The sequence below is a fragment of the Coriobacteriaceae bacterium genome, from assembly GCA_025992705.1.
In the GTDB taxonomy this organism is placed as follows: Bacteria; Actinomycetota; Coriobacteriia; order Coriobacteriales; family QAMH01; genus QAMH01.
The window spans coordinates 1,197,150-1,217,662 of record DAJPGJ010000001.1 but is presented as its reverse complement, the minus strand read 5'-3'; the positions used below and the strand labels follow the sequence as shown (position 1 = coordinate 1,217,662).

The following is a 20,513-nucleotide window of genomic DNA, read 5'->3' as shown; positions in this document are numbered from 1 at the left end:
TTCGTTCGCATTTCGCTCTGGATTTGCTCCGGTTTCACTCGTGTTTTGCTCAGATTCTGGGGGTGGATGTCTCGGTTGCGCACATTGTAGAGTGATACCACGGTAGTTGAAGGCTCCTTTGTTGACACCGTACATATGTTCGATTACCATATGCGCGTAGCGTGCATACGTAGAAGAGGAACGGAGCTCACCCATGGCCCGCACAGCAAGCAAGGCAAAGATTCCCTCGGAGGCCTCCAAAGAAGAGGCACTCAAGATTACCAAAGAGCAAATCAGGAAGAAGTACGGCGATGGTTCCATCATGCGCCTGGGCGACGAGGACTCCGCCCTCGACGTCGAGGTCATCCCCACGGGTGCCCTTGCGCTCGATGCCGCCCTCGGTATCGGCGGCGTGCCCCGTGGTCGTATCGTCGAGATCTACGGCCCCGAGTCAAGCGGCAAGACCACGCTCTCGTTGCAGATCGTCGCAGAAGCCCAGGCCCTTGGCGGAGTTGCTGCTTTCATTGATGCCGAGCACGCACTTGACCCCGTCTATGCCGCCAAGATTGGCGTCGATATCGACGAGCTTCTCATCTCGCAGCCAGATACGGGCGAGCAAGCCCTCGAGATTTGCGACATGCTCGTGCGCTCCAATGCCGTCTCCTGCATCGTCATCGACTCCGTTGCCGCGCTTGTCCCGCGCGCAGAGATCGAGGGGGAGATAGGCGATGCCAGCGTTGGCTTGCAGGCGCGTCTCATGAGCCAGGCTCTGCGCAAGCTCGCGGGCTCCCTCTCCAAGTCAAACACCTGCTGCATCTTCATCAATCAGCTGCGTGAGAAGATCGGTGTCATGTTCGGTAGCCCGGAGACCACAACCGGCGGCCGTGCGCTCAAGTTCTTCTCATCCGTCCGTCTCGACATCCGTCGTATCGAGACCATCAAGGTTGATGGTGGTGCTGTGGGCAATCGCGTGCGTGTCAAGGTCGTCAAGAACAAGTGCTCTGCACCCTTTAGGCAGGCGGAGTTCGACATCATGTACGGCACTGGCATCTCGCGCGAGGGCAACATCCTCGATATGGCCGTCGATGAGAAAATAGTCACCAAGTCTGGTTCTTGGTATACCTACGGTGACGAGCGCTTGGGACAAGGTCGGGAAGCTGCGAAGAACGCCTTGGTCGAGAGCCCGGCACTGCGTCGCGAGATCGAGAACAAGGTGCGTGCCGCCATCGGTCTACCTGTCGAGTACGATGACGATGATGCCTTCACACTTGCCGATGTTCCGGCAGGTGCCTTCACCGGTTCGGAGAACCTTGCCGATTCCGCCGTAACCGAGGGCTCTGCTGCCGAGTAAACGCCTCGATGATGGTTACGTCCCAACGACATAGCGAGGCGATGGAAAAGATCAACGTGCTTGTTGGCGTTCGCGAGCGTAGCGTCAAGGAAGTTCGCGAACGCCTCGCCTCCTGCGATTTCACCCATGAGGAAGTCGAGGATGCCATCGAGACGGCCGTGCGCGTCAATCTTATCAACGAGGAGCGCTATACCCGTGCGTTCATTCGTGGCAAGACGCATTCGGGATGGGGGAGGATCAAGATTCTCGCGCGTCTCGCGGCCAATGGCATCGACGAGCAGACCATCGCCCTTTGCAGCGACGAGTTCTCTTCGACCAGAGACGAATATCAAGTCGCCATGGCTGAACTTTCCAAGCGCAAGGCCCATTCCAAGAATCCCTACGCAACCTACATGCGACGTCTTATCGGCAGGGGCTTTTCCTACGAGCTTTCGAATCGTGTCGTGCGCGACTATCTTTCCGCATAAATTGACATACTTGCATCAAGAAGCTCGTCGCTTTTGCCATCAATCCGTCCAGATATTACATTGACATGAACACTTCGATACTGTCACTCATATGGTAGGATAACGGGTGGCATTCATTTTTCCCTCGCATGTATGCGAGTTATATATGCGGGTTGCATATTCTATATCGTGGTTTTCCCAGCCCAACGCTGGTTTAATAGTATATGGATTGCAATGAGTGCCGGATGTATCCGGCCTTTTTCATCGGTACATCCAAACGTACTTATATGACATAGGAAAGGTACCAGTCAAAATGGAAATCGTTATCTACGTCGTTGTCGCGGTTGTCTGCCTCGCCGTAGGTTTCCTGGTCTCCCGCCTTGTTTCAGGTGGTAATGCAAAGAGTGCCATGGCCGAGGCCGAGCGCACACTTGCCGATGCCGAGAAATCCGCAGAGAACATTCGCCGTGAGGCAACAATCGAAGCAAAGGACGAAGCGCTCAAAATTAAGCAGCAGGCCGAGGAAGAGGCTCGCAGACAGACCGAGGAGGTCCGTCAGCAGAGCAAGGACATACAGGCACGTTCCGATCGCCTCGAACAGCGCGAGAACTCCCTCGACAAACGCAGTTCCGGGCTCGATAAGCGCGAGCAGCAGCTCAACAGCCTGCAGTCGCGCACCGAAAGTCTTAACAAGAAGCTTGAGACCAAGCTCGACGAGGCCGACCGTCGTCTTCTCGACATCGCATCACTGACCAAGGACGAGGCTCGTGACATCGTTCTCGACGACATCCGCGAGGAGTGCACGGCCGAAGCCGCCGGTATCATCCGTGATATTGAGTCACGCACCAAGGCCGAGGCAAATCGCAAGTCCCGAGAGATCCTCTCCGTCGCCATTCAGCGCATGGCCGCCGATTACACGGCCGAGCGTACCGTCACCTCCGTCCAGATCCCGTCTGATGATATCAAGGGCCGCATCATCGGTCGCGAGGGACGAAACATCCGCTCCTTCGAGCAGATCACCGGCGTCAACCTCATTATCGACGATACGCCCGAGACCGTCACGCTCTCGTGCTTCGATCCGGTTCGCCGCGAGACCGCGCGCATCACGCTCGAGAACCTCATCGCTGACGGGCGCATTCATCCCGCGCGTGTCGAGGAGATGTTCGAGAAGGCTACGCGTTACGTCGACCAACAGGTTCAAGAAGCCGGCGAGCAGGCGACCTTCGACATGGGCATTCATGACTTGCATCCTGATATCGTCAAGACGCTTGGTCGTCTCAAGTACCGTACCTCGTACGGTCAGAACGTCCTACAACACTCCCTCGAAGTCGCGACGCTTTCCGGCGCCATCGCAAGCGAGCTCGGCCTTGACCCCATTACTGCCAAGCGTGCGGGTTTGCTGCATGACCTTGGCAAGGCCGTCGATCACGAGGTAGAGGGATCGCATGCCGTCATCGGTGCGGACCTCGCTCGCCGTTATGGTGAGAATCCCGCCATCGTGCATGCCATCGAGGCCCATCATGCCGACGTTGAGCCTTCTACCGTGCTTGCCGTCATTATCCAGGCTGCCGATGCCGTAAGTGCTGCCCGTCCGGGCGCACGCCGCGAGAGCTACGAGAATTACATCAAGCGTCTCGAGAAGCTCGAGGAGATCGCCAACTCGCATGAGGGTGTCGAGCGTACCTATGCCATGCAGGCCGGACGTGAGGTCCGCGTTATGGTGCAGCCCGATTCCATCGACGACGCAAAGTCGACCGTCCTCGCGCATGACATCGCCAAGCAGATTGAGGACGAGATGCAATACCCTGGCCAGATTCACGTCGTCGTGATTCGCGAGTCCCGTTCCGAGGCGCTCGCCAAATAGCCAGATGAGCATGTTTGCGACCAAGGCGGGCCATGGAGTACGTGCTTCATGGCCCGCTGCGTATGTGGAGGACGAATGTCTGATGATGATCTGATAGGGTTCATCGCATCCGTTTCGGGTGATGACCATCTCGCCATCGAGGAAAACCTCGGTGATGGCTTCGTGCGTCTCAAGACCGCCGAGGCGGAGCGGCGGCAGGCAAAGCACGACATACGCTGCGTCGAGGATATTGTCATCGAGATGCTGCGCAACGCTCGCGATGCGCATGCAAGCGTCATATACGTGGCCACGAGCCGTGAGGGCGCCCTCAAGACGCTCGTTTTCCTCGATGACGGTGACGGCATCCCTGCCGACATGCACGAGCGCATATTCGAGCCGCGTGTCACCTCGAAGCTCGAGACCATGGTTATGGACACCTGGGGCGTACACGGTCGCGGTATGGCGCTGTACTCGATCAAATCAAATGCCGCCGACGCACACGTTGTCGCATCGGCACCAGAGCTGGGCTCATCTCTGGCCATCCGCATTGACCTCGAGTCCCTTGACGAGAAGACCGATCAATCGTCACTGCCCGTCGTCGGCATCGACGAGGAAGGAAAGCTTGCCGTCATTTCCGGTCCGCATAACGTCAATCGCACGCTTGTCGAGTTTGCCCTTGACGTGCGGGGTTCCATCGACGTCTTCATCGGCTCTCCTGCCGAAATCGTCGCTACGCTCATCGAGCGCGGTCAGACTCAAGTCAAGGACACGCGCTTGTTGTTTTGCAATGACATCGAAAGGCTGCCTGTCAGCCTCAGGCCTGCCATTGCCGGTGACGCTGCCGAGCTCGCCGCCATCTGCAGCGATCTCGGGCTCGACATGTCGGAGCGCACGGCGCATCGTATCCTCGCCGGCCAGATCGCATCGCTTGACCCCTTGCTTGATCGCCTCGTCCCGCAGCAGTGCTCCTCGCAAGGCCAGGGGCAACCCATCGACCTCTATCAGGACCGCCGAGGTCTCAAACTCTCGACGGATGACCTGTCCGCCTTCTCACGCGAACTCGAGAAAGCTTTTGCGACAATCGCGCATCGCTACTATATCGAGCTCACCGAGGAGCCTATAATTCGCGTTGGCAAGGATGCGATTAACGTCAAGTTTCCCTTTGATAAGGAGCTGTAGTCCATGAGTACCGAGAAAGAGCAATACGAGCGCTGGCTGGAGCATGCGTCTGCCCAGGAGGCCGAACAGCTTCGCGAACAAGCCGACTCCATCGAGGAACTCCATGATGCCTTCTACCGTGAACTTGCCTTCGGCACAGCTGGACTGCGCGGCATCATCGGGCTTGGCCCCAATCGCATGAACGTCTACACCGTCGGAAAGGCGACTCAGGGCCTTGCCGATTATCTCAACGCGCATTACGAGAATCCGAGCGTCGCCATTGCTCGGGATAGTCGCAACATGGGCGAGGAGTTCGTCTCCGCCGCGGCTTGCGTGCTCGCGGCAAATGGCATCGTCGCCCACGTGTATCGCGCTATCCAGCCCACGCCCGTTCTCTCCTTTACCGTACGTGACCTGCACTGCAGCGCGGGAATCAACGTAACGGCAAGCCATAATCCGGCAGCTTACAACGGGTACAAGGTCTATGGCGAGGATGGTTGCCAGATTGCATCGCAGGCTGCGGTCGAGATTCAAGCTGATATCGACGGCCTCGATTTCTTCAACGACGTCCAAACGAATGGATTTCGACGATGCGGTTGCGGCTGGTCTCATCAAATGGGTCGACGATACCGTTGTCGATCGCTTCCTCGACGAAGTTGCCGCCCAATCTGTCAAGCCAAAGGACGCAACCGCTATCGACAAGCTAAAGATTGTATATACCCCGCTTAACGGCACTGGCCTTGAGTGCGTGACGCGCATCCTCAAGCGCGTGGGTCTCGATGACGTGAGCATTGTTGACGAGCAGAGGGATCCTGACGGCGACTTCACGACTTGTCCGTACCCCAATCCAGAGGACCGTGCGGCACTTGAGCTTGGACTTAGGCTTTGCGAGCGCGTCAATCCCGACATATTGCTTGCCACGGATCCGGATGCAGATCGCGTTGGCATTGCTGTTTTGCATGATGGTGCATATGAGCTTCTGACGGGAAAACGAAGTCGGTGTCTTGCTCATCGACTACATCGCCAAACGCCTCTCCGAAAGGGGAGAGGACCTTTCGGAAAAGCTCGTCGTGACGACCATCGTCTCCACGCTCATGCCTGATGCCCAGGCTGCCTATTATGGTTTCGAACTCAGGCGCGTGCTGACAGGGTTCAAGTACATCGGCGGCCAGATCGCTTTGCTCGGACAAAACGAGGCCGATAGGTTCATGTTCGGTTTCGAGGAGTCGTACGGTTATATGTCCGGTACCTATGTGCGTGACAAGGATGCCATCAGCGCCTCCATGCTCATATGCGAGATGGCGCAAATGTATAAGAACGAAGGAATCGATTTGGTCGAGGCCATTGAATCTCTCTACGAGCGCTATGGCTATTATCTCAACAAGACCATCAACATGTCCTATCCGGGAAGCTCCGGCGCCGCCAAAATGGAAGCGATTATGGACGGCCTGCGCACAAATCCTCCACAAGTTATCGCTGGCTTACCTGTCACGAGTATCTTGGACTATGCGGATGGCGCTCCTATGACCAAGATAAACGGAAATCCTGACGAGCATCAGATCCTTCCCGATGCAAACGTCATCTCTTTCGACCTTGGCGACGGGGTGCGTATCATCATCCGTCCCAGTGGTACCGAACCGAAGATAAAAGCGTATGTCTTTAGCAAGGCAAGCACTCGTGACCAGGCAGAACAGCTTCTTTTGGAGCTTTCTAGCGCTGCTCAAAAACTCTTGGATTGAACGTTTTTACGTATACGATGGGCTTGCTGCGTTGAATTGGCAGGGATATATACACCCGTCATATTCCTGCCAATTGTCTAAGATATTTTGACCTTCAAAATCATTTCATTTTCTAGTCACTTATTTCTGCAATCCTAGTCAATCTCGTGTTCCGTATGGTTTATAATCCTCTCGCTGAAAGCTTAAACACTGTACTAATGAAGAACACACGCACTAGGGACACACCATGGATTTTCTGAAGGTTTCAAGCAAGTCTTCCCCGCATCTGTTGCCGGCGCGATTGCCGGTCTTATCAAAGACGGGAACCCCGTACGTATACAATCGATTGGTGCTGGTGCGGTCAACCAGGCCGTCAAGGCGATTGCCATCGCGCGTGGGTATCTCGCACCGAGCGGCATTGACGTTGCCTGCGTTCCCTCCTTCGTCGAACTCGAGATAAACGGTGATACGCGCACGGGCATTCGATTCGCTGTTCACCCGCATTACTCTGACGATATCGTCGAGGTCGAGGAGAGCGTAGACGAAGTAACGCTCGTCTAGGGGCGCCACGTGGTCTTTGCGGATCTGCATATGCACTCGTCCGCATCTGATGGAACGTTCGATGCTGCCCATATTGCCGATATAGCAGCCAAGACCGAAGGTCTGCATACCATTTCCATCACCGATCACGACAGCCTGGCTGCCCTTGAGGACGCCAGGCTGTCGTGTGCCATGCATGATGTCGGTTTCGTTCCTGGTGTCGAAATCACGACACGACATGCGGGGCGCGCCGTACACATGCTCGGCTACTTTGTCGATGCAAACAGCTCTGCGCTTGCTGGCTTTCTCGACGAGAATCGTCGAAGACGTGCCGAACGTGCCTGCAAGATGGCTGATTTGCTGCATGACCAGGGATATCCCGTATGCGCTGAGAATCTCCTGGCGTCAGAGGAAACACCGAATAGGCCGCTTCTCGCACGCTTGCTCCTGCAACGAGGGTGCGTCTCAAGCGTCGACGATGCCTTCAAGCGGTTGCTCGGCTCCTCGTCACCCTGCTACGTCGATGCCGTCTATCCCGAGACGATTGAGGCCATGCGACTCATTGCCGAGGCAGGTGGATGCTCCTTCGTGGCCCATCCCGCACGCTATCGCATCGTTGACCTCATTGCGCGTTTTGCCCACGAAGGCATGACGGGACTGGAGGCGTACCATACCATGCAGTCGCCCGCGCAAAGTGCCGAGCTCGTCGAGATTGCCCATGACCTTGGGTTGGGCGTGAGCGGCGGATCGGATTGGCACGGCGATGACGTGCATCGGGCGCAGCTTGGTGGCTGTGGCTTGGATGAAGGACAATACCGTGCGTTTCTCACTGCGTGTGGACGTGCGTAGAGGATGACGAACCGGGGCATACAACAGATGACCGAAGTAGACGAAAGACGACCCCTTGCGGGTATGACGTATTGGCAGCGCACCTTTGGCTGTCAGATGAACGAGAACGATGCCGAACGCGTCTCGGGCATGCTTGAGGAGGCGGGCGCGCTGCCGGTGCTCACCATCGAGGAGGCAGACATCGCTGTCTTCTTGACCTGCTGCGTACGCGAAAAGGCCGAGTTGCGACTCATGGGGCAGGTCGCATCGATCAAGAACGTTCCTAACGCACATAAGACCAAACGCATCATCGCCGTGGGAGGATGCGTCGGACAGCTCGAGGGCGTATCACTGCGTGACGAGCTATCGCACGTGGATATCGTCTTCGGGACGCATAACCTTGGGCATCTTGTCGATTTGATTCAGCGACGCCTTGCGACGGGTGAGCCGCAGGTCGAGACGATCGACGTGAACGACGGCTTCTCGAGCGATTTGCCGGTGCGTCGCGAGAAGCCATGGCATGCCTGGGTCCCCATCATGACCGGCTGCAACAACTTCTGCAGCTATTGCATCGTGCCCTACGTACGTGGCCGCGAGATGTCACGCCCGCTCGACGACGTCGCAGCTGAGCTAGCCATGCTTGCTGACGAAGGCATACGCGAGGTGACTCTGCTTGGTCAAAACGTCAACTCGTATGGACGCGATCTTTACGGCACGCCGCGCTTTGCCGAGGTGCTTTCGCTGGCGGGGGAGTCGGGTGTCGATCGGGTGCGCTTCGTGACGAGCCATCCCAAGGATCTACTTCCAGAGACCATCGAGGCCATGGCAACGTATCCCAATATCATGCCGCAGCTCCATCTGCCCGCTGCAATCGGGTTCAAATCGCATTCTACGCGCCATGAACCGCTCTTATACCGTCGAGCATTATCTTGACCTCGTGTGTGGTCTGCGCTCCGCCCGTCCCGATATCTCGCTTTCCACGGATATCATCATCGGTTTTCCGGGCGAGACTGAAGAGGACTTCGCAGCTACCCTCGACGTTGTTAGGGAAGTCGGCTATGGGCAGATGTTCCGCTTCATCTACTCGAAACGACCGGGGACGCCGGCGGCAACGATGCCCGATGACACGCCGCGCGAGGTCTTGCAGGGGCGGTTCGAACGCCTTGAGGAGCTTGCCCAGGCAAGCTCGCTTGCGGAGAACAGGCGCGAAGTCGGTCGCATCCTGCCCGTGCTCGTGGATGCGAGCTCGCGACGTGATGCAGGCGTTCTGGCGGGAAAGAGCCCCAAACTTCAGACCGTGCATGCGCCACTTGCGGATGGCATGCACATCGAGGATGTCATCGGGCAGATCGTTGACGTCCGCATTGATGACGCGACGACAAACTATCTGCAAGGAACGCTCGTCTGATGTCGAATTCCTGCGATAAGGTCGTATGCATCCAGGGGGCGACTGCCTCGGGAAAATCCGAACTCGCCGAGCGTGTCGCCACAATCCTTGGCGGGGAGATCATCTCGGCCGACTCCATGCAAATCTATCGCGGCATGGATATCGGAACAGCCAAGGTGCCAGCATCCGAGCGTGCGGTCGCCTATCACTGCATCGACATTCTCGATCCTGGAGAACCCTATTCCGCCGCCCTATTTCAGCATGATGCACGTGCCGCCATCGAGGACATACATTTGCGCGGGCGTCTGCCCATCATCTGCGGAGGTACCGGCTTTTACGTGCGTGCCGCTCTCGATGACATGGACTTTGCTCCGGGGGATACGGAGAATCCTGTTCGGCTGAAGCACATGCACATGCTCGAGGAACTCGGCAGCGATGGCCTTCACGAGCTGCTTGGGCAACGAGATCCCGAGAGCGCCGCGCTCATCCATCCCCATAACGTGCGACGTGTCATTCGGGCATTCGAAATGCTCGAGGAAGGGGAGAGCTATGCCGAGCGCAAGCGGGCCTTTGCCACGCTGCCCGCCCGCATACCAAGCATCAAGTTGGCCCTCGACGTCGAACGACAGATGCTTTATGAACGTATCGACAAACGTGTCGATGTCATGATCGAGAGCGGCCTTGTCGACGAGGTACGACATTTGCTCGATGAGGGCTTCCGTGATGGTCTCACGGCTCCGCAGGCCATTGGCTACAAGGAAATCGTCGCGTATCTGGAAGGCGATATCACGTTCGATGAAGCCATCGCACAGGTCAAGCAGGCAACGCGACGCTATGCCAAACGGCAGCTTTCCTGGCTGCGACGCGACTCCGAAATCATATGGTTACATGCCGATGAGGGGATTACTGATACACTGGTGCAACGTACGATAGACGAGATTGAAGGGGCTGCCCAAACATGAGATACGATTTTGCGAAGCTCAATGGCCTTGGCAATGACTTTGTCATGATTGAGGACCTGAATGACAAGATTACTCTCACCCCAGACCAAATCGCGGCAGTTTGCGACAGGCATTTCGGCGTCGGCGCCGATGGCGTGATTATCGTCAAGCCCTCCCCACGGCCAGAGTGCGCGGCATACATGGATTACTACAACTCCGATGGCACCAAGGCGCAAATGTGTGGAAACGGCGGTGCGTTGTTTCGCGAAGTTCCTCGTTGACCGCAATATCATCGATTCGCAGGCAGGGAGCTTCATCGCCGATACGCTTGCCGGGCCCAAACCCATCAGCTTCACGCTCGATGATAACGGCAAACTTGCCTGTGCCACCGTCGACATGGGCGCTCCCATACTCGAACCGCTTGAAGTTCCGACGACCTTTGGTGGCACCGAGACGCCGTTCGGGCGTGTCGCATGTGATGCAGAGTTCTATCTTGACGGGCGCATGTTGCGCTTCACCTGCGTTTCGATGGGCAATCCTCATGCCGTGACCTTCGTTGACAAGAGAGATCTCGAGCTCGTCAACTCGCTTGGCCCCCTTATCGAGACCTGCGAGGCCTTCCCCGAAGGTACGAATGTCGAGTTCGCGTGGGTCGATGGCGATACCATTCACATGCGCGTGTGGGAACGTGGTTGTGGTGAGACGCTTGCCTGTGGCACGGGAGCTTGTGCGACGGCTGTCGCTGCGCACATATGCGGTCACACGCCGCGAAAGGTCACGCTCGAACTCATCGGTGGTACCTTGCAGATCGAGTGGCGCGAAAGCGATGGCCACGTCATGATGACCGGCCCGGCCGCCGAAAGCTTTACCGGTAGCTTCGAGCTCTAGGTCCACGCACGTATGCCGCGTCCGAAGTTCGAAGTTGTCACCGAGGAGTCGCCCGAGGCGGGCCATACTCGTCGGTATCGATCGCGGAGGACCCCGACTGGCCATTGGCCGAGTCCATGGCCGAGCTTGAGCGCCTCGTCCAGACTGCGGGTGCCGAGGTCGTGCATACGATGTCCCAGAAGCTCGATGCGCCCAATCCGCGCACCTTCATCGGGGCTGGCAAGGCCGAGGAGCTCGCAGAATGCGTACATGCGCTCCATGCCGACGTCGTTATACTCGACGACGAGCTTTCGCCCTCCCAGCAAAGCAATCTCGAGCGCATTGTCGGGAAACCCGTCAAGGTTATCGATCGAACAGCGCTCATTCTTGATATCTTCGCCCTGCACGCAACAAGCCGAGAGGGTCGCCTGCAAGTCAAGCTCGCCCAAAACCAATACCTCTATCCGCGACTGCGTGGCATGTGGAGCCATCTGGCCGCACATCGCATGGGTGGCGGCGTCGGTTCGCGCTTCGGTGAGGGCGAATCCCAGCTCGAAGTTGACAGGCGTCTCGTGCGCAAGCGAATCGGGCGCATACGTCGCGAGCTCGCCAATCTCGAGAGCAGCAGGAACACACAGCGCAAGCATCGCAAGCAATCTGGTGTTTTTCGCGTTGCCCTGGCTGGCTATACCAACGCCGGCAAATCGAGCCTCATGAACGCTCTTACGGGTTCGGATGTACTTGCATATGACAAGCTGTTTGCGACGCTCGACTCGACAACGCGTGTGCTCGACTTGCCCGGTGCCAGTAAGGTAACGCTGACCGATACCGTCGGTTTTATTCAGAAGCTTCCACATAATCTCGTCGAGGCATTTCATTCGACACTCGATGAGGTGCGTGAAGCCGACCTCGTTCTGCTCACGGTTGATGCTGCTTCAACACAGCGCGATGCCCAGCTCAAAGCCGTCAAAGACGTACTCGGCCAGATCGGTGCATCTGATATTCCCCGACTCACGGTCTTCAACAAGATAGATTTGCTCGAACATGAGCGCAACGAGGAGCTCGGGCATTTGCGAGACCTCTATCCCGAAGCCGTATTCCTCTCTGCCAAGACAGGCGTGGGGATGAGTGACTTGCGCGCCAGACTCGAGACAGAACTCGAGAGCCGCTATGCATCCATGCATGTATGCATACCCTATGACCAGGGACGATATGTCACCATTGCGCATGAGCAAGCGTGCGTAAATCATGAAAGCTATGAAGCGGATGGAATCTGCCTCGAAGTGTGCCTGCCCGCGTCGCTCGTGAGCCAGTTCAAGCAGTTTGAAATTGCATAGGGACTAATAGCTCCGGAACAAACCGGTAACAACGCCGAGAATCTGCGCATCACGCGTGAAGATTGGCTCCATGGCGTCATTGTGCGGCTGCAGACGTATGCAATCCTTTTCCTTGTAGTAGGTCTTGACCGTGGCACCATCATCAATCATCGCAACGACGATATCCCCGTTATTGGCTGTGTTCTGCTCGCGCACGAGAAGCGTGTCGCCATCGAAGATACCGGCATTGATCATGGAGTCGCCGTGCACCGTGAGCAAAAACGAATTGCGGTCGCCGAAGAGCGAGGTGGGCAGCGGCACCTCCTCTTCTATGTTTTGCTCGGCAAGAATGGGCGTGCCTGCGGCAACGCGCCCGACCAGGGGAAGCTGAACGAGCGAATGCTCGTTGAACTGCGTAGCCGACGTATTGCTTGCCGGCGTCTTCTGCTCTTGCTCTGACCCCGTAATGACCATGGACCGTGATTTAGCCCCGTCACGCCTGATATATCCCTTTGCCTCAAGCGCGTTGAGATGCGCATGGACAGTGGAGGGTGAAGACAGGCCAATGGCCTGACCAATCTCACGCACGGATGGGGGATAGTGCTTTACCTCGATGCACTTTCGAATGTAATCAAGTATCTGTTGTTGGCGCTTGGTGAGCTTTTCGTTATCCATGCCATCCTCCCGGACTCGTTATCAAAGAGTTTAGACGAAACTCTCGTCAATTACAAACAGATGTTCGTTTTTTTATTGGCATCAAACAAATGTTCGTATATTATATATCGAGAACAGATGTTCGGTTTAAAACCGTGTCACAGGTAACGGGTATAACAAACGAGCACGTAAATGAAGCAAATAGGAGGTCAACATGAACGCTCTCCGCACGCAAGAAGCCAGCATGATGCTCACATCAGTCAATGTACAGCCGCAGCTTACCGTTATCCAGGGCATGCCACGCACACGTGAATCGCTATTAGACCGTATGGCAGATATGGCGTTCGGCTATTTACACGGCGGCGATTTCTCCTCGGATGTGCACGACGTGCTCGATTCGCGCATGCGTCACGTTTTCCTCAACGGCATGCGTGAGCGCGTCTTTGCCTTCGCTGCATGCACCGTAGCCATAGGCGCTCTTTTCGTCTTCTCCTTCATGTAAAAAAGGGGAGGCAGCTGGGGCAACAAACGCTCGTGCAAGCTCGGCCGTAAAACCGTCGTTCTCTGTTAGAATCACGCTACTTGATAATTCAACGCAAAGTGAGGAGAACGGATGCTTTGCCCAAACTGCAGCTGTAAAGAATCCCGGGTAATCGATTCGCGTTCATTTGACGACGGAGCAAGCATAAAACGCAGGAGAGAATGCCTCGAGTGCGGAACACGTTTCACGACCTTCGAGAGAAGGGAAGAAGAACCTATCATGGTTCTCAAACGAGACGAGCACATCGAGCCTTTCGATCGCTCCAAGCTTCTCAAGAGCCTGCTTTCGGCAACTGCCAAACGCAATGTTTCGCTTCACACACTTGAGGCCTTCGTAGACATGGTCGAAATGATATTCGAAACACATATCGAGGGCCTATCCCTTCTTCATCTTTAGGAGACCAAGTTCTCATAAGATTGGGTGATTTGGATAAGGTTGCATATATTCGTTTCGCCTCGGTCTATAAGGACTTCAAGGATATCGACGAGCTGCGCGAGGAGCTTGAGAGCCTGACTGAAAGCGCAGCTGACGCAGCATCGGCCACCGACGTTCAGGAGCTAGAAGATGAGTAAGACCATCACGCTTAAACTCAAAAAGCTTGATGAAGGGCTGCCAACGCCCGCATACGCAAATCCGGGTGATGCGGGGCTTGACCTCTATGCAGCCAAGGACGTGACCCTGCAGCCAGGACAGCGCGTTATGATTCCAACGGGCATTGCCATTGCCATTCCTCGGGGTTATGCAGGCTTCGTGCAGCCGCGTAGCGGTTTGGCTGCCAAGCAGGGTTTCTCCATCGTGAACACACCGGGACTCATAGATAGCGGGTATCGCGGAGAGATCGGCGTGATCGGACTCAATACAGACACGCAGAGCGAAAATTGCCATCAAACGTGGAGACCGCGTTGCGCAGCTTGTCATTCAAGAGGTTCCCGTTGTCGAGCTGCTCGAGGTAAACGAGCTTGACGAAACCGAGCGTTCTTCTGGCGGATTCGGCTCCACCGGTAAGTAGCGCATTCTCACAGGCTCCGAACATGTAGCCGCTTACGTGCGCCTCTACATGTTCGGAGCTTTTCTATCTTCAATTACTTTATGTCTGATAATGTATCTTATGGGAACTTATGTATTTCGACACAAAGTGCATCACACGAGGCTGAATCAACAGGCGCTCTCCCTCTTCGCGAGACGCCCTCTTCAGGAACGCATGCATTACCAACACATTAGCAGGCAGCCGATGGCCGCTCCCGAGGCATCCACGAGCACGTCGGCAACTTGTCCTGCACGTCCGTCGATGAAAAGCTGGTGAATCTCGTCGCTGCACGCATAGAGCACCGCGATGACAAATGCCGCAACACCCCACAAGCGCCACGCGTCGTCCAAGCGACGACATGGGCCGCTTTCCTTATCGCAGCGCCAGGCGTAAAGCTGCCAACATGTGATCACGAGCGATATGGCGAGACTAGCATACTCGGATGCGTGTGCGGTCTTACGTATGGGCCAGGACATCTGGGCGACGATCTGCGCTTGTTGCTCAATTGGCATGGTTTCGAATCCTCCGACGAAGGTGGATGCAAGCATGCGTGCAATCGAATCGCTCAACGATCCCGACTCTCCTCCGCTTTGTGCCGAGAAGCAGAAGATGAGTACCATAATGCCAAGGGTCACGCCCATGCTCAATGTGACTTTGAGAGTGCGCATGTCACCTCCCTCGCACCAGGACCGCTCCATTTCATGTCGTCCATCATATCTTCTGAAGGCGAATATGCAAAAAAATCGAGTAATTTACTACTACAGCGTGCAAAAGTGGTCTATAGTGTTCGCAATCTGATTTGGAGGACCATTGAACGATCGAGTGAACATACCGAGGCATCACGGTGCGGCCGTGCATGCCAGCGCGCTCTCGTTTGCCTCCATCTTTTCTATTATCGATACCTCTAGCACACGGCGGGATGCACGTGCGCACACTCCATGTCTCGCGTGCGCTTGATGTCCTTGTCGTGTGCGCCTCCCGCCTGTTCGTTGTACTACCGTGAGAAGGAAAGAGCATGTTCGTCAAAATACTACTCATCATCATATTCATAGCCATCGCGTTGGCGTCGGCATCTACACGCGCCGTGCCGCCTCACGCGATGTCGACGGCTTCATTCTCGGTGGTCGCTAACGTCGGTCCTTGGCTTTCGGCCTTCGCCTACGGCACCGCCTACTTCAGCGCCGTCGTGTTCATCGGCTACGCTGCCAATTTGGCTGAAGTACGGCATGGCCGCGACCTGGGCAGGTATTGGCAACGCCGTGATTGGCAGTTTGCTTGCCTGGTGGGTGCTCGGTCCGCGCACGCGCGAGGTCACGCAGCGACTTAAGGCCTCGACCATGCCCGAGTTCTTCGGCAAGCGCTACCAGAGCAAGGGACTGCGCATCGCATCGGCAGCCATCATCTTCGTGTTCCTCATCCCCCTACACGCGTCGGTATACAATGGCCTGTCGCGTCTGTTCACGATGGCGTTCGGCGTACCCTACGAGTGGTGTGTCATCGGCATGGCCGTCGTGACATGCATATACTCGTGTTGGGGCGGTTACATGGCCACGGTCGTCAACGACTTTCTGCAGGGCATCGTCATGCTCGTCGGTATCACGGCCGTCATCATCGCGTTCTGCAAACGCAGGGAGGACTTTCCGAAGCCGTCGTTCAGCTTTCCCAGATTCAGGCACCAGGTACCGAACAGCTGGGTGCCTTCACGAGCTTCTCGGCCCCGATTTCCTCAACTTGATGGGTGTCGTCATCCTGACATCGCTTGGCACCTGGGGCTGCCGCAGATGGTGCAGAAGTTCTATGCCATCAAGTCCGGTCCGGCCATCAAGCAGGGTGCCATCATCTCCACGGTCTTCGCTTTCGTCATCGCCGGTGGCAGCTACTTCCTTGGTGGCTTCGGCCAGCTCTTCGGCGACCAGATCGCCTATGCTGCCAACGGCACGCGGTCTACGACTCCATCATCCGACGATGCTGTCGAACTTGCCCGATTTCCTCATCGGCCTCGTCATCGTGCTCGTGCTCTCGGCGTCGATGAGCACGCTGTCCTCGCTCGTGCTCACCTCGAGTTCGGTGCTCACGCTCGACCTCATCAAGGGTAACATCGTCAAGGACCATGAACGAGAAGAAGCAAATCGTCTGGATTCGCGCGCTACTTGTCGTCTTCGTGGCCATCTCCGCTCTTATCGCGGTGTTCCAGTACCAAAGTTCCGTAACTTGGATTGCGCAGCTCATGGGCATTTCCTGGGGTGCTTTGGCCGGCGCCTTCCTCGGCCCGATGCTGTGGGGGCCTGTACAGCAAGCGCATCAGCAAGGCCGCCGTGTGGGCGAGCTTCATCGTCGGCGTGGGCCTGACGACCGTGAACATGATCATGGGCTTTGTCGGGCACGCCCGCTCATTGCCCTCCCCCATCAATGCCGGTGCCATCGCGATGATTCTCTCGATCATCATCGTGCCGGGTCGTGAGTTTGTTCACCAGGGCAGTACCCTTCGAGGTCAATCCGCCGAGTCCCGAGTCGGGTACCGATCGCGAGCTCTATGCCGAGATCGAGGCGATGCCCGATGCAAAGGCAAGTACGCGTCGCGAGATCGTCGCGGGCGCCAATGTCGAGGAGATCGAGCTTCTCGATCAGGAGCAAGACGAGAAAGAAACGCGAGTAGCCTTACGACATGCATTGCGGTAAGCGAAGGGGTCCGGTTTATCCGGACCCCTTCTTAGTACCCCCGCCGAAATGCCTGAGGGCGAACTTGACGGCGCGCTCGGCACCGTAAGGCGTGGCATCCGCAAGTTTGATGCCACAGCGCATGAAACGCGTGTCGAAGAAGAGATTGCGCAACTTGTACTGACGGCGTATCTCGGTGACGACAGGCTGCATGAGCGCGCGGGTAGCTTGCCTTGTTGACGAGCGCACGCGCGAGCATACGTGCCGAATGAAGCGCATGGTAGATACCCTCGCCAGAAGGCGGGCGCGATGAGGCTCGCCCGCATCGCCAAGAAAGTAGACACCATTTCTTTCGAGGAGAATATCGCGTCCGGTTGGAATGAAGGCGCCGCGCCGCGTCTCGTATTCGGACGTCCATCTGGTTTGCGAATGCCCGAAGGCGGGCGTCGAGGTCAGGCTCGCCCGCATAGGCGCAGCAGCCGAGCTTGGCGACCGTCGCCGCAAGGCGCGTACCAGGAGTACCCGATGAAGCCGTCCTCGTAGTCCATCGTAAGCGGCGCACCCGTGTTTGCGACCATAGTCTCAAGCGAGAGAATCGCGTCGGGTGTGCTACCGGTGAGCGCCTTTCGTACGTATGAAAGCGCCCCGTCGGCGGCGATGAGCGTGCCATAGCCAAGAATCTCCTGCACGTCGTCGTCACGCGTTCCCTCAAGGCGATGTTGATTGAAGTCGATTGCACGCACATGAAAACGGTCGACGAGCTCTCCCCCCACACTCACGAAAGGCATCGAGTACGAACGCATCGAGCTCGCGTCTCTCGACACTGCACATCTCGGTGCCATTGAGGTCGACCGTGATGCCTGCTGCATCACAGCGCATGGACGTGAACTGTGACTTCACAAGCTTATTAGACCAATTGTCGAATATCATGTCGAGTTCGCGCATGGCGCGGGGCGTGACAAGGCCAGCGCAGAGCTTGGACTTTTTCAAGACGTCGAGACGTTCGAGGAGCATGACGTCACAACCTGCTTTATGCAGGAGATATGCGCAGGTCGACCCCGCAAGGCCAGCCCCGACGATGAGGTAGTCGACATGGCGCATGGCTATATCCCTCTCGTAATCGAAGTCGGGTATGAAGGACTCGTCAGCCGTATCGCCTTCTTGCATAAAACTATTCATTATGTCTAAATCAAGGGCGTAGTCAATGAGCTCGTCGTATTCGTCTTCGCTCACACGAAAGGCGAGTTCCGGATAATCCCGAATAAGCTCCTCGGAAGGCGTGAACTGGTTCATGATGCTCACGATCATGTCATCGCGATAGGGCTTTGCGGCAAGCAGCTCCATAACGCGTTTGGAATCCTCGAGATGTCCTGGGAGCAGGAGATGACGTACGACGACGCCGCGTACGAGGCGCTCCTCCCCCCTCTCGGTTTCGTCATAGCGCAGCGGCCCCACGAGCTCGAACATGGCATCGAGAGCACGAGAGGCGATATGCGGATAGTCAGGTGCAGCCGAATAGCGCTGGGCAAGCTCAGACGAAGCGTACTTGAGGTCGGTGAGAAAGACATCAACGTAGCCATCGAGCTCAGCGATGGCCTCGGGCAGCTCGTAGCCACTGGTGTTGTAGACGATGGGCAAGGCAAGCGGTCTGCTCGAAAACCCGTCTGAACGGGCAAGATCGAGGGCTGCTTTGATTTGCGGAACAAAGTGGGTCGGCGTCACGAGGTTGATGTTGAGGGCTCCGCGCTCCTGCTGCTCGAGAAAGATGCGAGCCAGGCGCTCGATGGAGACGGCGCGACCTATTTTGCCACGTGCGATGTCCTTGTTCTGGCAGTAGACGCAGCGAAGCGGACAGCCCGAGAAAAACACCGTGCCACTCCCCAACTCACCGCTGATGGGCGGTTCCTCCCAGAAGTGAAGCGCGGCGCGTGCAAGACGCACCTCATCGCCCTCGCCGCACACGCCATGTGTTCTCGTACGATCAACATGGCAATGACGAGGGCATATGGCGCATGCTTCCATCATAGTTGCAAAAGGCTATCCCTCGAGCTTTTCGGTGACGATCGCCGAGATGACCTTGGGGTTACCTTGACCGCCAAGCTGCTTCATGACCTGCCCCATGAAAAAGCCCTGCAGACCCGTCTTTCCGCCACGGTACGCTTCGACCTTATCGGGATTTGCCGCCATGAGCTCCTCGACCATCTGCTCGATGGCGCCTGTGTCGGTTGTCTGCTCCATACCGTGCGACTTGACGTACTCCTCGGGATCGACGCCATCCCCGATGAGCGCGGCAAGAACTTCCTTACCCTGTTTGGAGCTGATCGTGTCATCGGCCAGAAGCTTGGCAAGCTTTGCCAGCGCTGCCGGGGCGATACCGGACTTTCGAGACGGTCGTGGCGTTTTCGTTTGTCCACGCGCTCACGTCATTGATGATGAGGTTTTGCGATCTTCTTGGCGACAGCCGCGTCTTCGTCGTGGGCAGCCTCCTCGAAGAACTCGGCGATTTTCGACATCACCGGCAAGCTCGCCGGCATCATAGGCGGGCAGACCATAGCTTTCCATGAAGCGCTGCTTCTTGGCATCAGGCAACTCGGGAAGCTTGGCACGCACGGTCTCGATGAATTCGTCGGAAAGGTCAAAGGGGGCCAGATCGGGATCGGGGAACATGCGATAATCATCTGCCGTCTCCTTGACGCGCATGACAATGGTACGCTTGGCGCCAGGCTCCCAGTGACGCGTCTCCTGGCGGATGACTCCACCGCTCTCGAGCACCTCGGCTTGGCGGCAGATCTCGTAGGCAAGGCCATCGTGAAGGTTCTTGAACGAGTTGATGTTCTTGAGTTCCGTCTTCGTACCAAGCTCCGTCGATCCACGACGGCGCAACGAGACATTGCCATCGGCGCGCAAGGAGCCCTCTTCCATCGAGCAATCCGAGATGCCGAGCGTGAGATAAATCTGACGCAGCTTCTGCATGAAGGCACGAGCTTCTTCCGGTGTACGCAAGTCGGGCTCGGTGACGAGCTCGATGAGCGGCGTGCCGGCGCGATTGTAATCGACGAGCGAGCGCTCCGCGCCATCGATACGGCCCTCCGAGCCACCCAGATGCGTCATCTTTCCCGCGTCTTCTTCCATGTGGATGCGCGTGATGCCGATACGCGTCGTATACGATCCGTCCTCGTCCTTGGGAATATCGACACGTTCGGCAGCGCCCCTTGGCGGAAAGTTCGAGGTCAAGATGACCGCGCATGCAGAACGCGAG

At 56.8% G+C, this 20,513-nt stretch carries 19 protein-coding genes and 6 pseudogenes; 17 read left to right on the top strand and 8 right to left on the bottom strand.

Annotation, left to right across the window (positions count from 1 at the left end):
• Positions 1-193: 193 nt before the first annotated feature.
• The 12 genes and pseudogenes from recA to hflX all read left to right on the top strand — a co-directional run bounded on the left by recA (position 194) and on the right by hflX (position 12,395).
• A complete protein-coding gene (recA, locus tag OIM11_05535) occupies positions 194-1,330 on the top strand; it encodes a recombinase RecA (protein HJJ00584.1) in 1,137 nt (378 codons plus the stop codon).
• Positions 1,331-1,371: 41 nt separating this feature from the next.
• On the top strand, positions 1,372-1,797 hold the full coding sequence (locus OIM11_05530) for a recombination regulator RecX (protein ID HJJ00583.1): 426 nt from the start codon (positions 1,372-1,374) through the stop codon (positions 1,795-1,797).
• 292 nt (positions 1,798-2,089) lie between these two features.
• Entirely contained in the window at positions 2,090-3,640 is a 1,551-nt protein-coding gene (rny, locus tag OIM11_05525; GenBank protein ID HJJ00582.1) for a ribonuclease Y, read from the top strand.
• Between the two features lie 75 nt (positions 3,641-3,715).
• The gene (locus OIM11_05520; GenBank protein HJJ00581.1) at positions 3,716-4,798 is read left to right on the top strand and encodes a sensor histidine kinase; all 1,083 of its coding nucleotides are present in this window, start codon (positions 3,716-3,718) and stop codon (positions 4,796-4,798) included.
• 3 nt (positions 4,799-4,801) lie between these two features.
• A pseudogene (locus OIM11_05515) lies at positions 4,802-6,516 on the top strand (phospho-sugar mutase).
• A 226-nt stretch (positions 6,517-6,742) separates the two neighbouring features.
• Positions 6,743-7,056 (top strand): annotated as a pseudogene (locus OIM11_05510) (stage V sporulation protein S).
• Between the two features lie 9 nt (positions 7,057-7,065).
• Positions 7,066-7,884, top strand: a complete 819-nt coding sequence (locus tag OIM11_05505) for a PHP domain-containing protein (GenBank protein ID HJJ00580.1) — start codon at positions 7,066-7,068, stop codon at positions 7,882-7,884.
• A gap of 27 nt (positions 7,885-7,911) precedes the next feature.
• A pseudogene (gene miaB / locus OIM11_05500) lies at positions 7,912-9,271 on the top strand (tRNA (N6-isopentenyl adenosine(37)-C2)-methylthiotransferase MiaB).
• Positions 9,271-10,212 carry a tRNA (adenosine(37)-N6)-dimethylallyltransferase MiaA gene (miaA, locus tag OIM11_05495; protein HJJ00579.1) on the top strand — a complete coding sequence of 314 codons (942 nt, stop codon included), beginning with the start codon at positions 9,271-9,273 and terminating at the stop codon, positions 10,210-10,212. The pseudogene miaB and the gene miaA overlap by 1 nt, the downstream one beginning before the upstream one ends.
• Positions 10,209-10,472, top strand: coding sequence for a hypothetical protein (locus tag OIM11_05490; GenBank protein ID HJJ00578.1), 264 nt, complete (start codon positions 10,209-10,211; stop codon positions 10,470-10,472). The genes miaA and OIM11_05490 overlap by 4 nt, the downstream gene beginning before the upstream one ends.
• Entirely contained in the window at positions 10,432-11,079 is a 648-nt protein-coding gene (gene dapF / locus OIM11_05485; GenBank protein HJJ00577.1) for a diaminopimelate epimerase, read from the top strand. The genes OIM11_05490 and dapF overlap by 41 nt, the downstream gene beginning before the upstream one ends.
• A gap of 34 nt (positions 11,080-11,113) precedes the next feature.
• Positions 11,114-12,395, top strand: a pseudogene (hflX, locus tag OIM11_05480) (GTPase HflX).
• 3 nt (positions 12,396-12,398) lie between these two features.
• Here the strand turns inward: hflX and lexA are convergent.
• Entirely contained in the window at positions 12,399-13,049 is a 651-nt protein-coding gene (gene lexA, locus OIM11_05475; protein ID HJJ00576.1) for a transcriptional repressor LexA, read from the bottom strand.
• 193 nt (positions 13,050-13,242) lie between these two features.
• On the opposite strand from lexA, the gene OIM11_05470 reads away from it, so the two are divergent.
• The 3 genes and pseudogenes from OIM11_05470 (at position 13,243) to dut (ending at position 14,578) form a co-directional block, all read left to right on the top strand.
• Positions 13,243-13,530 (top strand): hypothetical protein, encoded by a 288-nt coding sequence (locus OIM11_05470; protein ID HJJ00575.1) that lies wholly within the window; start codon positions 13,243-13,245, stop codon positions 13,528-13,530.
• A 111-nt stretch (positions 13,531-13,641) separates the two neighbouring features.
• A pseudogene (gene nrdR, locus OIM11_05465) lies at positions 13,642-14,141 on the top strand (transcriptional regulator NrdR).
• A pseudogene (gene dut / locus OIM11_05460) lies at positions 14,134-14,578 on the top strand (dUTP diphosphatase). The pseudogenes nrdR and dut overlap by 8 nt, the downstream one beginning before the upstream one ends.
• A 197-nt stretch (positions 14,579-14,775) precedes the next feature.
• On the opposite strand, the gene OIM11_05455 reads toward dut, so the two are convergent.
• Entirely contained in the window at positions 14,776-15,264 is a 489-nt protein-coding gene (locus OIM11_05455; protein HJJ00574.1) for a VanZ family protein, read from the bottom strand.
• Positions 15,265-15,822: 558 nt separating this feature from the next.
• On the opposite strand from OIM11_05455, the gene OIM11_05450 reads away from it, so the two are divergent.
• Complete coding sequence (locus OIM11_05450) at positions 15,823-16,692, top strand: hypothetical protein (protein HJJ00573.1); 870 nt, start codon at positions 15,823-15,825, stop codon at positions 16,690-16,692.
• 50 nt (positions 16,693-16,742) lie between these two features.
• Here OIM11_05450 and OIM11_05445 read toward each other — a convergent pair whose 3' ends face one another.
• Entirely contained in the window at positions 16,743-17,039 is a 297-nt protein-coding gene (locus OIM11_05445) for a hypothetical protein (GenBank protein ID HJJ00572.1), read from the bottom strand.
• Positions 17,040-17,053: 14 nt separating this feature from the next.
• Between OIM11_05445 and OIM11_05440 the strand changes: the two genes are divergently transcribed.
• Positions 17,054-17,275 (top strand): hypothetical protein, encoded by a 222-nt coding sequence (locus OIM11_05440; protein HJJ00571.1) that lies wholly within the window; start codon positions 17,054-17,056, stop codon positions 17,273-17,275.
• A gap of 15 nt (positions 17,276-17,290) precedes the next feature.
• Here OIM11_05440 and OIM11_05435 read toward each other — a convergent pair whose 3' ends face one another.
• The 5 genes from OIM11_05435 to OIM11_05415 all read right to left on the bottom strand — a co-directional run bounded on the left by OIM11_05435 (position 17,291) and on the right by OIM11_05415 (position 20,488).
• Complete coding sequence (locus OIM11_05435; protein ID HJJ00570.1) at positions 17,291-17,533, bottom strand: hypothetical protein; 243 nt, start codon at positions 17,531-17,533, stop codon at positions 17,291-17,293.
• A 173-nt stretch (positions 17,534-17,706) separates the two neighbouring features.
• Positions 17,707-17,943, bottom strand: a complete 237-nt coding sequence (locus OIM11_05430) for a hypothetical protein (GenBank protein HJJ00569.1) — start codon at positions 17,941-17,943, stop codon at positions 17,707-17,709.
• 19 nt (positions 17,944-17,962) lie between these two features.
• The gene (locus OIM11_05425; GenBank protein ID HJJ00568.1) at positions 17,963-19,216 is read right to left on the bottom strand and encodes a radical SAM protein; all 1,254 of its coding nucleotides are present in this window, start codon (positions 19,214-19,216) and stop codon (positions 17,963-17,965) included.
• Positions 19,217-19,291: 75 nt separating this feature from the next.
• Positions 19,292-19,576: a hypothetical protein gene (locus OIM11_05420; protein HJJ00567.1), complete on the bottom strand. Its 285-nt coding sequence runs from the start codon at positions 19,574-19,576 to the stop codon at positions 19,292-19,294.
• A gap of 96 nt (positions 19,577-19,672) precedes the next feature.
• Complete coding sequence (locus OIM11_05415) at positions 19,673-20,488, bottom strand: hypothetical protein (GenBank protein ID HJJ00566.1); 816 nt, start codon at positions 20,486-20,488, stop codon at positions 19,673-19,675.
• Positions 20,489-20,513: the final 25 nt, after the last annotated feature.